The 13,274-nt window shown below is 66.2% G+C and carries 13 protein-coding genes; 8 read left to right on the top strand and 5 right to left on the bottom strand.

From position 1 onward, the window contains the following. Positions 1-11 precede the first annotated feature (11 nt). From ACIQLF_RS19875 to ACIQLF_RS19855, 5 genes are all read left to right on the top strand, one after another. Positions 12-1,229: a cytochrome P450 gene (locus tag ACIQLF_RS19875; protein WP_400302381.1), complete on the top strand. Its 1,218-nt coding sequence runs from the start codon at positions 12-14 to the stop codon at positions 1,227-1,229. A 102-nt stretch (positions 1,230-1,331) separates the two neighbouring features. Continuing rightward, positions 1,332-2,984 (top strand): amidase, encoded by a 1,653-nt coding sequence (locus ACIQLF_RS19870; protein WP_400302379.1) that lies wholly within the window; start codon positions 1,332-1,334, stop codon positions 2,982-2,984. Between the two features lie 209 nt (positions 2,985-3,193). Then, a complete protein-coding gene (locus ACIQLF_RS19865) occupies positions 3,194-3,511 on the top strand; it encodes an EthD domain-containing protein (RefSeq protein ID WP_400302376.1) in 318 nt (105 codons plus the stop codon). A 52-nt stretch (positions 3,512-3,563) separates the two neighbouring features. Further along, positions 3,564-3,983 carry a heme-binding protein gene (locus ACIQLF_RS19860; protein WP_400302373.1) on the top strand — a complete coding sequence of 140 codons (420 nt, stop codon included), beginning with the start codon at positions 3,564-3,566 and terminating at the stop codon, positions 3,981-3,983. 50 nt (positions 3,984-4,033) lie between these two features. After that, positions 4,034-4,645, top strand: coding sequence for an NIPSNAP family protein (locus ACIQLF_RS19855; protein WP_400302371.1), 612 nt, complete (start codon positions 4,034-4,036; stop codon positions 4,643-4,645). Positions 4,646-4,734: 89 nt separating this feature from the next. Here ACIQLF_RS19855 and ACIQLF_RS19850 read toward each other — a convergent pair whose 3' ends face one another. The 4 genes from ACIQLF_RS19850 to ACIQLF_RS19835 all read right to left on the bottom strand — a co-directional run bounded on the left by ACIQLF_RS19850 (position 4,735) and on the right by ACIQLF_RS19835 (position 7,949). Beyond that, entirely contained in the window at positions 4,735-5,937 is a 1,203-nt protein-coding gene (locus tag ACIQLF_RS19850; RefSeq protein ID WP_400302368.1) for an acetyl-CoA C-acyltransferase, read from the bottom strand. A gap of 72 nt (positions 5,938-6,009) precedes the next feature. Further along, a complete protein-coding gene (locus tag ACIQLF_RS19845) occupies positions 6,010-6,483 on the bottom strand; it encodes a MaoC family dehydratase (RefSeq protein WP_400302366.1) in 474 nt (157 codons plus the stop codon). Beyond that, entirely contained in the window at positions 6,480-7,238 is a 759-nt protein-coding gene (locus ACIQLF_RS19840) for an SDR family oxidoreductase (protein WP_400302364.1), read from the bottom strand. Before ACIQLF_RS19840 ends, ACIQLF_RS19845 begins: the two co-directional genes overlap by 4 nt. Positions 7,239-7,295: 57 nt before the next feature. Further along, positions 7,296-7,949, bottom strand: coding sequence for a histidine phosphatase family protein (locus tag ACIQLF_RS19835; protein WP_400302361.1), 654 nt, complete (start codon positions 7,947-7,949; stop codon positions 7,296-7,298). 792 nt (positions 7,950-8,741) lie between these two features. On the opposite strand from ACIQLF_RS19835, the gene ACIQLF_RS19830 reads away from it, so the two are divergent. Together ACIQLF_RS19830 and ACIQLF_RS19825 are read left to right on the top strand one after the other, a co-directional pair. Continuing rightward, entirely contained in the window at positions 8,742-9,962 is a 1,221-nt protein-coding gene (locus ACIQLF_RS19830) for an acyl-CoA dehydrogenase family protein (protein ID WP_400302358.1), read from the top strand. A gap of 553 nt (positions 9,963-10,515) precedes the next feature. Further along, on the top strand, positions 10,516-11,319 hold the full coding sequence (locus tag ACIQLF_RS19825) for an oxepin-CoA hydrolase, alternative type (protein ID WP_400302355.1): 804 nt from the start codon (positions 10,516-10,518) through the stop codon (positions 11,317-11,319). A 206-nt stretch (positions 11,320-11,525) separates the two neighbouring features. Here the strand turns inward: ACIQLF_RS19825 and ACIQLF_RS19820 are convergent, their stop codons facing one another. Beyond that, positions 11,526-12,554, bottom strand: coding sequence for an A/G-specific adenine glycosylase (locus ACIQLF_RS19820; protein ID WP_400302353.1), 1,029 nt, complete (start codon positions 12,552-12,554; stop codon positions 11,526-11,528). A 59-nt stretch (positions 12,555-12,613) separates the two neighbouring features. Here ACIQLF_RS19820 and ACIQLF_RS19815 point away from each other — a divergent pair, with 59 nt between their 5' ends. After that, positions 12,614-13,240: a hypothetical protein gene (locus ACIQLF_RS19815; RefSeq protein ID WP_400302351.1), complete on the top strand. Its 627-nt coding sequence runs from the start codon at positions 12,614-12,616 to the stop codon at positions 13,238-13,240. The last annotated feature ends 34 nt before the right edge of the window (positions 13,241-13,274 follow it).

Here is a 13,274-nt window from a genome sequence, read left to right as displayed (position 1 = left end):
AGATACCCCCAATGACTGCCCCCACCCAATGCCCGGTGAACCACGGGACCATCCCCGTCCTTGACGACGATCCCTTCTCCCCGGAAATCCTTGAAAACCCGGTGCCGTTCCAGAAACGCCTGCGCGAGGCCGGCCCGGTGGTATTCCTTTCCAAGTACAACGTCCACGCCATGGGCGGCTACGAGGACCTCTCGAGCGCCGTGGCCAACTGGCAGGGTCTTTCCTCCGGTTCCGGCGTAGGCCTCAACGAGCCGTGGCGAGCCCGCGGCCTGCTGCAGATGGACCCGCCGGAGCACGACGCCCCGCGCGAAGTGCTCCAGGAAATCCTCTCCTCGCGTGCGCTGCGCGCCATGAAGGACAACTGCCTGGAACGTGCCGGAACCCTGATCGATGAGATCCTGCAGGGCACCACCTCCGGACAGCAGATCGAAATCGACGGCCACGGCCAAATCGGCTCGGTCTTCCCGGTGAACTTCTTCCCGGATGCCTCCGGCATCGACGAGACGGACCGTGAGAACCTGGTTCCGTACGCCGACCACATCTTCAACGCCCTGGGCCCGAGCAACGACCTGGTCAAGAAGGGCGAATGCAAGGCCGCCGAGTACCAGGAATGGGCCACCGCCAAGTGCCAGCGCGACTCGCTGAAGCCCGTGGGCTTCGGCGCGGACATCTGGGCCGCCGCCGACCGTGGCGAGATCCTGCACGAACACGCGCCGCTGTTGACCCGTTCACTGCTTTCGGCAGGCGTCGACACCACGGTGTACGGCATCTCCGGCATGCTCTACGCCTTCGCCTCGCACCCGGAACAGTGGAACGCCTTGCGCGAGAACCCGGGCCTGGCCCGCGTCGCCTTCGACGAGTCGCTGCGCTGGGAATCCCCGGTGCAGCAGATCTTCCGCAAGACCACCGCAGAGGTGAACTTCGGCGGAAGCATCATCCCCGCCGAAAGCCGTGTCATGTTGTGCTTCGCCGCGGCAAACCGCGACCCGCGCCGCTGGGAGAACCCGGACAAGTTCGACCTGACGCGCGACCCCTCCGGGCACCTGTCCTTCGGCATGGGAATGCACCAGTGCGTGGGCCAGCATGCGGCACGCCTGCAGGCCGCCTCCCTGCTGGAGAAGCTGATTCCGCGCGTGAAGAGCATTGAGCTTGCCGCGCCGATCGGCCGCCAGCACAACAACACGCTGCGCGGCTGGGCATCCGTGCCGCTGCGCCTGACGCTCGCCTAGGTAGATCCCTTAGGTGTGTGCATGCCGGCATCGGGGAGGGACCCCTCGATGCCGGCGGGGGTGTGCACCGCGAATCGCAACGAATGCCAAGGAGCCGAACGCATGAGAGCTGCCGTTGAAACGACCGAGCTCCACCAACTGACACTGGCGCAAGCAGGGGAGCTCATCGGCTCGCACAGGCTCTCCCCACTCGAGTATGTCGAGGCGCTGGTTGCCCGCGCCGAGGCCGTCGACGGGCAGGTTCAGGCGTACGTCACCCGGACCTTCGAGCAGGCGCTCGACGGGGCACGGAAGGCGTCCGACGAGATTGCCGCCGGCCGCTACCGTGGTCCGCTGCACGGCATCCCCTTTGCGCTCAAGGACTGTTTCAACACCGCGGGCATCCCGACCACCGCGCATTCCAGGCTGCTGGCGGACAACGTGCCGGCCCGGGACGCCGCGGTGACCCGGAAGCTGCACTCGGCCGGTGCACTGCTGATGGGCAAGCTGGCTCTTTTCGAGTTTGCCCATGGCGGACCGTCGTTCGATCTTCCCTGGCCGCCACCGCGGAACCCCTGGAACCTGACCCGTGTCACGGGAGGCTCCTCGAGCGGTTCTGCGGCGGCGATTGCCGCTGGCATGGTGCCGGCCAGCATCGGCACCGACACCGGCGGCTCGATCCGCGTTCCGGCATCCCGCTGCGGCATCACCGGCCTGATGCCGACCCCCGGACTGGTCGGTCGCTCCGGGGTGATTCCCCACTCGCACACCTTCGACCGCAGCGGCCCCATGGCACGCACCGCCGAGGACTGCGCGATCCTGCTCCAGGAAATCGCCGGGCACGACCCTGCCGACCCCGCCAGCGTGGCCCGCGAGATCCCCGACTATATCGGCGCCCTGACCGGGGACCTGCGCGGCCTGCGGATCGGCGTGCTGCGGCACAACTGGGAGGAAGAGGTCGCGGCAAGCGCGGACGAACGCCGTGCCATGGAAGCCGCGAGGGGCGTGCTCGAAGAGCTGGGCGCCACGCTTGAAGACTGCCGGATACGACCCATGCAAAGCTACGGTGACATCAAGACGATCATCGCCGAAACCGAGGTGTTCAACGTGCACCAGCCGGAGCTGATCGCCCGCCCCGGCCACTTCGGCGACGACATCCTGGGCCGCATGCTGCCGGCCGCCCTGTTCACGGCCAACGACCTCATCCGGGCCGGTCGCGAGCACCAGCGGGCCATCGCCGAGATGCAGCCGTTGTACGAGCGCTTCGACGCATTCATCACCATCTGCTCGGGCGAGGCCCCTGCCTTCTCCGCACACGACCCGCTCGCCTTCTGGAAGCATTCCAACCACTTCACCGCCGCCAATGTCACCGGCCAGCCGGTCCTCGCGCTGCCCAACGGCTTCGGTTCCGGAGGGCTCCCGCTGGGCATGCAGATCCTCGGCCGGCCATTCGGCGAGACGACGATCCTGCGCATCGGCCACGCGTACCAGTTGGCCACGGGGTGGCACCTGAGGCGCCCCGAGCTTGTCGCCGGCGCCGTTGCGCCGCCGGTGGAAGAACCGACATTGACGACGGGAACCATGGGGAACGTCGACCCGGCACTGCGCGCGACGTGCCTGGCGGCAGCCGGCCGGGCCGGCCTGGACCTGGAAGGCCGCATGCTCGAACAACTGCTGGAAGGCGCACCCTACGCCCTCGCGATGGCTGACCGCATGCCGCGCGACCACGCGTACGCCGAGGCGCCGGCCAACGTCTTCTCGCTGCGCTCGCCCTGAACACCTCCCGAACCCGCGCCGACCGCGGGTGCACGCCACGGCACAAACAATTGAACACTTCCTCTTGAGCACCACCCCTTGACCTCGCCCGTTGGACATCCAGCAACGGGCGACCCACAAAGAACGCCGCCGACGCGGGGCACTGACCTGCACCGAAGTGCCGGGCCGGGATGCCCCGCGGCCTGAGCGGCCGTCGAAAGGTAAGGCACGTGAAGGAAAGCACCGAATACATGTGGCTCGTCCAGCTAGATATCCCGGAGGAGCTCGACGACGAGTTCAACCGCATCTACAACGACGAGCACGTTCCATTCATCGCGAAGGTCCCGGGTGTCCTGGGCGTCCAGCGCTACGTCCTGGAACGGCCCAACCCCGGCGTGCAGCGCTACGCAACTGTCTACCGCGTGGACTCCCCGGACCTGCCGCAGACCCCGGAGTGGAAGGCCGCATCCGCGCAGGGCGAGTGGGCCTCGAAGATCAGGCCGCACACCTCCAACGCCAAGCTGTCCATGTTCCGGGCCATTCCCTAGCGCGTCCGCGACTTCAGAAACCCTTTTTCCGAAACCACCCGAAAGACAGGTCATGACACTCACCCTCGCACAGGCAAACCTCGTCATTGCAAGCGCCATCGACAAAGCCACGGAATTGGACATCAGGATCAGCGTCTCGGTCTGTGACGCCGGCGGCCGGCTCCTCGCCTTCGGGCGGATGGACGGCGGGCACTGGGGCGCCGGCTATGGCTCGCAGGGCAAGGCCGTTGCCTCCGCCGGCTTCGCCAAGCCCAGCGGCCTGCTGGCCGAGCGTGCCGCCTCGCCGATCATGTCCGGCATCGCCCAGGCCGAGGGCGGGCACATCTTCTACGCCAAGGGCGCCGTCCCGATCTTCAGCGACGGCATCCTGGTCGGAGCCTGCGGCGTGGGCGGCGGCTCCGGCGAGCAGGACGAGGAATGCGCCGGCGCCGGCGTCGCCGCGCTGGATGGCCTGCTGAGCCTCCGGGGTTGAGCGGCCCCGCCACCGAGATCCCGTTCGACCAACACGAGAAGGAAATGCCAATGATTTACGAAATCCGTTCCTACCAAGTGGATTCGGAAAACGTGCCGGAGTTCGAGCGGCGGTTCGGCAGCGGGTACGCCGACCGTGCCGAGTTCTCGCCGCTGGCCGGATTCTGGCGCACCACGGACCAGCCGCAGAGCGAAGTGATCCACGTGTGGCCCTACCAGGACCAGGCCGAGCGCACCGAGCGTCGCGCGCTCGCCGCCAAACACCCGAACTGGCCGCCGGCAACGGGCGGATTCGTCGACCGGATGATGGTTGAGCTGGTCATCCCGTTCGACTTCGTCGAGGAGCCGGCCCCCGCGGCCATCGGGCCGGTCTTTGAGATCCGCTACGACTACTTCAAGGTCGCCGACCTCCGCGCCGCCGGGGAGGCCTGGTCGAACGCGATCCGGGAGCGCAGCAAGCACGACTCGCTAGTGCTGGCCGGGCGCCTGGAGTTCGGACAGACCAACGGGATCGTCCAGATCTGGGCGCACCCGGACGAGGAGCACCGTGCGCGGGCCGTCGCGGCCGTTGGGGCAGGGGCCACGCGCCCGGCCGACTGCCCGGCACCGCTCTCCACGCTGGTGAAGCGGCTTGCCCCGGCGGAGTTCTCCCCGCTGCAGTAGCGGGTTGAAAACAATTGCGGGCGGTTTCCCTGGGCATGATGCCCGGGGAAACCGCCCGCAGGTGTTTCCGCGGTGTTTGGCGAGCCCGCTTAGCGCGCGACCTCGAAGAGGCCCGCGGCGCCCATGCCGCCGCCCACGCACATGGAAACCACCACGAACTGCGCATCGCGGCGGCGGCCTTCGAGCAGCGCGCTGCCCACGGCCCGCGAGCCTGTCATGCCGTACGGGTGGCCCAGCGCGATCGCGCCGCCGTTGACGTTCATCTTTTCCGGGTCGATCCCCAGGACGTCGCGGCAGTAGACCGCCTGCGAGGCGAAAGCCTCGTTCAGTTCCCAGATCCCGATGTCGTCAACGGTCAACCCGTGGTTCTTCAGGAGCCGCGGGATGGCCGTGACGGGACCGATCCCCATCTCGTCGGGTTCGCACCCGGTCACGGCGATGCCGCAGTAGTAGCCCAGCGGAGCGAGGCCCAGCGACGCGGCGTAGTCGCTGTTCATCAACACGTTGGCCGAGGCGCCATCGGACAGCTGCGAGGCGTTGCCGGCCGTCACGGTCGGGTTCGCGGTGAATTCCCCGGGCTGCAGGACCGTGCGGAGGCCCGAGAGGGTTTCGAAGGTTGTTCCGGCGCGCACGCCCTCATCCTGGGAGACGAGTTGCTCGGTCTCGCTGATCTCGCCGCTTTCCTTGTCGGTCTTCAGCGTGATTACCCAGATCGGCGCGATCTCGTCGTCGAACCTGCCGCTCGCCTGCGCGTTTGCGGCCCGCTGCTGGGAAGCGGCAGCCATCCGGTCCTGCGCCTCGCGGCTGATGCCGTAGCGTTCGGCCACGAGCTCGGCGGTGCGAAGCATGGGCATGTAGGTGCCGGGGACGTTGGCCTCGAGCCAGGAATCGCGGATCCGGTACTTGTTGTAGTGCTCGTTCTGCACCAGCGAAATGGACTCGACGCCGCCGCCGATTGCCACATCCATGGAATCGAAGAGGATCTGCTTGGCCGCCGTCGCGACCGCCATCAACCCGGAGGAGCACTGCCTGTCGATGGTCTGCCCGGGAACCGTCACCGGCAGGCCGGCACGCAGTGCGCCCTGGCGGGCGACGTTGAAGCTTTGCGTGCCCTGTTGCACGGCCGCGCCCATGACGACGTCTTCGACCAGAGACGGGTCGATTCCGGTCTTGGCCAGTGCCGCGGCAATCGCGTGCCCGGCCAGCTCCGGTGCCGAGGTGTTGTTGAAGGCCCCGCGGTGCGCCTTGCCGATCGGGGTGCGGGCCGTGGCGACGATGGCGGCTCTGGGCATGGTGGTGCTCCTTCGGGAAGAGGGTTCTACGGAGTATACGGGGCGGCGGGGGACGAGAGATCCTGCCGTGGACTAGGCGGCGGGGGCCTCGTAGAGGCGGGAGACGACCTCGGCGACGCAGCCCGGCTTCTTCGCCTCCCCGTCGAGCTCCTGTTCGACGGTGACCTGGACCGTTGACTGCGCCCAGCTGTCCTGCCGCTCGAGGGACACCAGCTTGACCCGGCCGCGCACGCGCGAGCCGACCAGGACCGGGGCGGGGTAGCGGACCTTGTTGGATCCGTAGTTCACGCCCATGGACAGCCCGTCGATGCGGTAGGTGTTGAACATGAACCCGGACACCAGCGAGAGCGTCAGGTAGCCGTGCACCAGCGTGGTGCCGAACGGTCCGAAGGCCGCGCGCTCGGTGTCGACGTGGATCCACTGGTGGTCGTTGGTCACCCTGGCGAACGCATCGATGTCTTCCTGGGTGATGGTGCGCCATTCGGTGACGCCGATTTCCTCACCCACAACCTGTGCGAAGTCGTCGATGCCGTTGAAGATCCTCATGCCTTCGGACCGCCCGCAACGTAGAGCACCTGGCCGGAGACGAACCCGGAGTTCTCGGAGGCGAAGAAGGACACTGCGTTGGCGATGTCCGCGGGCTTGCCGGTGCGGCGCACCGGGATCGCGGCGGCGGCCTTGGCGGTGAAGTCCTCGAAGGTGATGCCCATGCGCTCGGCGGTGGAGGCCGTCATCTCGGTTTCGATGAAGCCCGGCGCGATCGCGTTGGCCGTGACGCCGAACTGGCCGAGTTCCAGGGCCAGGGTCTTGGTGAAGCCCTGCAGGCCGGCCTTGGCTGCGGAGTAGTTGGCCTGGCCGCGGTTGCCCAGCGCCGAGGTGCTCGAGAGGTTCACGATGCGGCCCCACTTGGCCTCGACCATGTGCTTCTGGGCGGCGCGGGAGACCAGGAAGGAACCACGCAGGTGCACGTTCATGACCAGGTCCCAGTCGGAGACCGACATCTTGAACAGCATGTTGTCGCGGATGATGCCCGCGTTGTTGACCACCACGGTGGGTGCGCCGAGCTCGTCGGCGGTGCGGGCCACGGCTGCCTCGACGGCGTCCTCGTCGGAGATGTCGGCGACGATGCCGATGGCGGAGTGTCCGTCGGCGCGCAGGCCGGCGGTCAGGGCGTTCAGGCCCTTCTCGTCGAGGTCGATCGCCGCGATGTTGAATCCGTCGGAAGCCAGGCGGCATGCAATTTCGGCGCCGATGCCGCGGCCTGCTCCGGTGATGATTGCCGTGCGCTTTGGTTCAGTCATGATGGATCCTGTTTCCTGTCTCTGGTGTGAAGTTGGTGTTTGCCCCGCCGGGAACGTTTAGCGGTAGGTGATCCAGGAGCTGGGGAGATGGCCGTGGTCGTTGAACGTCACCATCGTCTTTCCGGAGGCGCCGGAGACGATCTTGGTGACGCCGGAATTCACGGTGACCCGGTTCAGCGCGAGCCATTGCTCGAATCCGCCGTCAAGCAGCCGGGCCGCCGCCCAAGCGATGACGCCGGAACTGGAGACGACGACAGCACTCTGCCCGGATCCGAGTCCGTCGACGGCCCTGTCGAGCGCCGCGTCGACCCGATCGGTGAACGCGGTGAATGTTTCGAGGTAGTCGGCGTCATGGTCGCCGGAGGCCCACCGCGTGGAGGCCTTTTCGAGCAGTCGCTGGAATGCCCGTGAATCGCTCTTGGCGCTCGGGTCATCCGTGGGATAGGCGCCGATCACCGCGGAGGCGTTGAATTCGTCCCAACCCGGGTCGATGCCGAGCTTCGTGTCCCAGTCGGTGGCCTCGATGAGCCCCTGGGCCGTCTGGCGCTGGCGCTTCATGTCGCCGCTGGTGATGCTGGTCGGGGTGGTCCCGGCCCGCATCAGAAAGGCGCCGAGGGACTGACTCTGGTCCTTGCCGCGGGGCGACAGGCGGTCATAGTCCTCGGTGCCGAAGGATGCTTGTCCGTGCCGGACCAAGTAGAGAACGCTCACGATCAGGACGTTAGCCCAGCAAGACTCCCGTCCGGTAGCTTTTGCCCGCTATAGCCGCGATAGGTGGAGTCGCCTACGCCCCGGCGCTGTGGCTGGGGCGTAGGCGACAAGACATCGTTGTGGCAACAACGGCAAGGACAGCGGCTGGGACAGAAGGGCCGGCGACTTGGCGCATGGAAAAGTACCTCCCGGGGCCTGAGTCAGCGAGCATTGAAACTGGCGGTGATGCGCTGTTGGCTGGCGCCGGGGTGGTGTGTGTTGAGAAAGTACGGGGCTTGCCAATGCTGGCTGAACCCGACCGTGCACGAAGAGACCCTTTATCAGGGCATGGGGCCGCACCTATCACGGTGATTGGCTGAAGCGCTCGGGCCAAGGCCCGTGCCGGGGCCTGCGCACCGTCAACCGGGGCTGCTGGGAACCTCGGGACCGAGTGGAAAAGAGACGGTAGTTCGTGGATACCATGCGGAATTTTGCGTCTTGCGAGGCTGCCACGGGTGACCTTTGTGCCGGATCAAGATGTGTCAAGGGTTAGGTTTAGGGGCCTGCTCCAATGCAGGCCTGGGGGCTGCCGGCCTCGTTCCGTGTGGCCATCACGCTTGTTAGTGTGGTCTGCACTACACGGTGGCGACTCACCATGGGTGAAAGGGCCCAGGGAGTTAACGACGCCCGGGGCATGGGGGCGGTGGGTTTTGATAGGCATGCCGCCTCCCCTGTTCCTGCCGTTGGTGCCCTTGCCGTTGAGGCTTCCGGGTAACTACTTATCCCGATGGAAACGAAAAGAAAGTATGGACCATGACCTCGGTTTTTGACCACCCGGACTATTTCTTGCTTGATGCGGATCTCACCGATGCTGACCGGGCGCTCCGCGACCGGGTACGTGCCTTTGGCCAGACAAGCATTGAACCAATCATCAACGATTACTGGGAACGCGCAGAATTTCCGCGCGAGGTCATTCCGGGTCTCCGCGATCTTGGAATCATTGGAACCTTCATCAAGGGCTACGACTGCCCCGGCTTCTCCCGCCAGGCGGCAGGAATCGTGGCCCGCGAAATGGGCCGCATCGACGGTTCGGTAAACACCTTCCTGGGGGTGCACTCGAACCTGTGCATGGGCTCGATCTACATGCTGGGCAACGAGGAGCAGCGCCAGCGCTGGCTGCCGGCCATGGCACGCCTTGAAAAGACCGGTGCGTTCGCACTGACCGAGCCGCTGCATGGCTCGGACTCGGTGTCCCTGGAAACCTCGGCGCGCCTCGAAGGCAACACCTGGGTGCTCAATGGCCACAAGCGCTGGATCGGCAACGGCCACGAAGCGGACGTCATTGTGGTGTTCGCCCGCGACGAGGCCGACGGAAACGTGAAGGCCTTCATCGTGGAACGCCAGGCCTCGGGCGAGTACCCGGCCGGCTACAACCCAACGCCGATCGTTGGCAAGATCGGCAAGCGTGCCATCCTGCAGGCAGACATCGTCATTGAGAACCTGCGTATCCCGACCGAGAACCGCCTGGAAAACTGCGAATCCTTTGACGGTGTCAACCGCGTGTTGAAGGCGACCCGTGGCGGCGCCTCGTGGGAGGCAGTGGGCCACGGCATGGCGGCCTTCGAGATGGCAGCCAAGTACGCCCTGCAGCGCGAGCAGTTCGGGGCGCCTATCGGCAGCTATCAGTTGGTCCAGGAGAAGCTGGCCACGATGCTTTCGGACCTGACCAGCATGCAGCTGATGTGCACCCGCATGGCGGAGCTGCAGGAGCGCGACGAGCTGACCGCGCCAATGGCTTCCTTGATCAAGATGACGACCTCGCGCAAAGCCTTGGCCATATGCCGGGAGGCCCGCGACATGATGGCCGGCAACGGCATGCTGCTGGAGAACCACGTGGCACGCCACCTGACCGACATGGAAGTCGTCTCCACCTACGAGGGCACCGATTCCATGCAGGCCCTGATCGTGGGCCGTGACATCACCGGAATCTCCGCGTTCACCCGCAAGCAGTCGCTGCAAACCGCAGCCCGATAAACAGCGGTCCCCGCCGGCCGGGGAACGCAATAGAAGCGCGACGAAGCCGGGCATGGGATCCCGTGCCCGGCTTCGTCGCGCTTGGCATGCGGTTTGAGGGTAGCAACAGGACTACATGGACCTCTTGAGCTCTTGCCTCCCACGATGGGCGGCGGGATCCGACTTGGATTCCTGCCCCTTTACGCGCCCAGTGTTACAGTCGCGTTTGCAGGGTGTGGCTCCGGGCACTGTAGTGGTGGCGTTGCGCCCGGTGCTGGTGTTTTCGATGCAAGAAGGGAACGACGTGCCGCGGCCTGCGACGTGGGCATCCCCACCAGTGCGTCGGCCAGCATGCGGCCCGCCTTCAGGCCGCATGCTGGCTGGAGCATCTTGGTTGCCCGGGCCAAGACCATCGAACCAAGGCCGTGCGGTGCCCGCCGGCCCGCGACCGTACCGCCGGCCACTCAGCACGAATCGTTTACGCCCCGGGCCCGCCATGCGGAACCGCAGCACTGAGTGCGGACGAAGAATTCCACCAGCTCCGTTACACAAACCTTGGACAGGAATCGGCCCCATGACCACCGATGTTATATTGGCCCGCACCGAAGGCGCGGTCTTGGTGCTGACAATCAACAACCCCGCCACGCGCAATTCGATCGGACCCGAGTTTTTCCAGGCCGCCAGCGAAGCGCTGGCCGGGGCAACTGGCGACCCTGCCGTGGGTGCAGTGGTCATTGCGGGTGCAGGGGATTTCTTTTCCTCCGGCGGCAACCTCAACCAGCTTGCAGCCACTAGGGAGATAACCCCCGAAGCCCGCCGCGCGCGGCTTGAATTGCTGCATGGGCTCATCCGGGAGATCAGGAGAAGCCCGAAGCCCGTCATCACCGCGGTGGAAGGCGGAGCCACCGGAGCGGGCATGTCGCTGGCACTTTCCGGGGACCTTATGGTGGCTGCCCGTAATGCCTTCTTCGCCGCTTCCTACGTCAAGGCGGGGTTGACTCCCGACGGCGGGCTGACCGCGCTGCTTGCCGAATCCGTGCCGCGCCAGCTGCTGACCCAGATTTGCCTGACCGGGGAGCGCGTCTCCGCGGAGCGGATGCACGCACTCGGCGTTGTCACCACCCTGACGGAGCCCGGCCGTGCGGAGGCCGCCGCCATCGAAATGGGCCGCCAATTGGCACAAGGCCCGGAACGCGCCACCGGCCGGATCCTCGACCTGTGCCGTACCGCTCCCGTTCTTCCACTGGAGGAACAGATGGACCGGGAAGCCCGGTCCATGGTGGCTAGTCTCGGTGACCCCGAAGCGGCCGAAGGCATTGCCGCTGTGCTGGGGCGCCGCAGCACCGATTTCGTTTTCCTGCGCCGGTCGGCCCGGTAAGGGGGAGCACCGGATCCAATCCCCCAATGGTTTGCGGTTCGCTTCCGCCCGCGGGTGACGTGCCTGGGAGCAGTGCTCCGGTGCCGGACAGCTGGTGCTTTCGCAATTCGTTCCGGGCAGCCCTGCCGTGCCGGAAGAGATATGGCTTGCCGATGCCTGCAATGGCTTCGACGGGGCATCGTCACCGGTCGGAACTTGCCGGTCATCTAATGCGGCAGGCCGATGCCAATCGCGCCCTGCTGCGCCAGCCCGTCTGCCAGCAGCGAATCCAGTGCCCGCTCGCGTTGTTCGGCGAGGGCTGGCAACGCATGCAGGGTCACCCATGCCTCATGGGCGGGGTCTCCCTGCCGGGCGGAGACGGCGATCCGCGGATCGCTTGCCGCTGCTGCCAGGTCGGGCACCCCGACTAAGTCCTCCCGGTTCACCGGACCCGACGAATGACGCAGCACGGCCATCATCGCTCCGCGGACCTGGCGGTCGGTTCCGTGCCAGGGCTGGCCCTTGGGAACATAGTGCGGTTCAGGGCGTCCTGCCGCAATCCAGGCGCATTGGTCAATGACCGGGCAGTCCTCGCAGCGCGGGGAACGCGCGGTGCACACCAGGGCGCCAAGTTCCATGACACCGATGTTCCACGTGTTTGCCAGCGCAACCTCGCCGGCATTTTGCGGGTTCGCTTCCGGCAGGAGCCGGGCGGCCAGGGCCAGTTCGGCGGCATTCTGGTTTTGCTCGGGCAGGGCCTTGCCGCTGACCAAGCGTGCGTGGACCCGGCGGATATTCGTGTCAACGACCACCGTGGGCACGCCAAAGGCAAAGCAGGCGATGGCAGCTGCCGTGTAGGTGCCCACCCCGGGCAACGCCAGCAGTTCGGCTTCGGTCCCGGGAACCTGCCCGCCGTGCTGCTCGGTAATCACGACCGCCGCGGCATGCAGGCGCAGGGCGCGACGCGGGTAGCCCAGCCTGCCCCAGGCGCGGACGGCCTCCGACACAGGTTCGGCGGCAAGGTCCGCCGGCGTCGGCCAGCGGTCCATCCACGTCTCCCAGACCGGCAGGACCCGAACCACGGGGGTCTGCTGCAGCATGAATTCGGAGACCATGATGCCCCAGGCGCTGGTCGATTTTTCCCGCCAGGGCAGGGTTCTGGCATGCGTGGAGTACCAGTCTGCGATGTGCTGGTGGAGCAGCGGTAATTGCGGGTGTGGCACGTGAAACCTCGGGACAGTTAAATGGGACAACATTACTCTAACGGGCGGCGTGGGAGCCGTGGCGGAACGCGATAGCTTCGTAGCCTTGAGGTATGGCAGAAAAGCAGGTCCGTTCCACTCGCCCGTCCCCAATGGTGTATCGACGCCGTCGTCTGGCGGCGCTGATCGCCGGGCTCCTGGTGATCGTGCTTTTGGTGTGGGCGGGAATCGCCATTGCCTCGTCGCTGCGCCCGAAGGAGACGGACGGCAATCCGGCCCAGGCTGCGGCGCCGAGCGATGCTCCGACGGCCACGGAAAGCACCCTCCCCGTGGTGGAGCCAAGCAATGGAACCGCAGTGTGTTCGGAAGGCGACGTCAGCGTTGCTGCAACGACGGCACAGGCAACGCACGGACCCTCGCAGAACCCGGTGCTTGTCATGACCATCAAGAACATCGGCAAGTCCGAGTGCATTGTGAATGTCGGTACAAGCCAGCAGGAATTCACCGTCATGAGCGGCAGTGACAGGATCTTTTCGACGGCCGATTGCCTTGCGGATCCCAGCGACATTGAAATCACCATGAAGCCGGGCAGCAGCGAAAGGGCGCGGTTCACCTGGGATCGGGTCCGCAGCGCTCCCGGTTGCAAGATTGTCAACGCCAAGCCGCGTCCCGGGTGGTACGGGTTCACCGCAACGCTCGGGAACATCACAAGCCAGAAGACCGGCTTCGAACTGAAATAGTGTGGAGGGTCGTCCGCCGGTCTGCGCCGGAAGC

Source organism: Paeniglutamicibacter sp. NPDC091659, assembly GCF_044756805.1.
In the GTDB taxonomy this organism is placed as follows: domain Bacteria; phylum Actinomycetota; class Actinomycetes; order Actinomycetales; family Micrococcaceae; genus Paeniglutamicibacter.
Note: the sequence above shows the minus strand (reverse complement) of the source record. Positions and strands in the feature narration are given on the sequence as shown.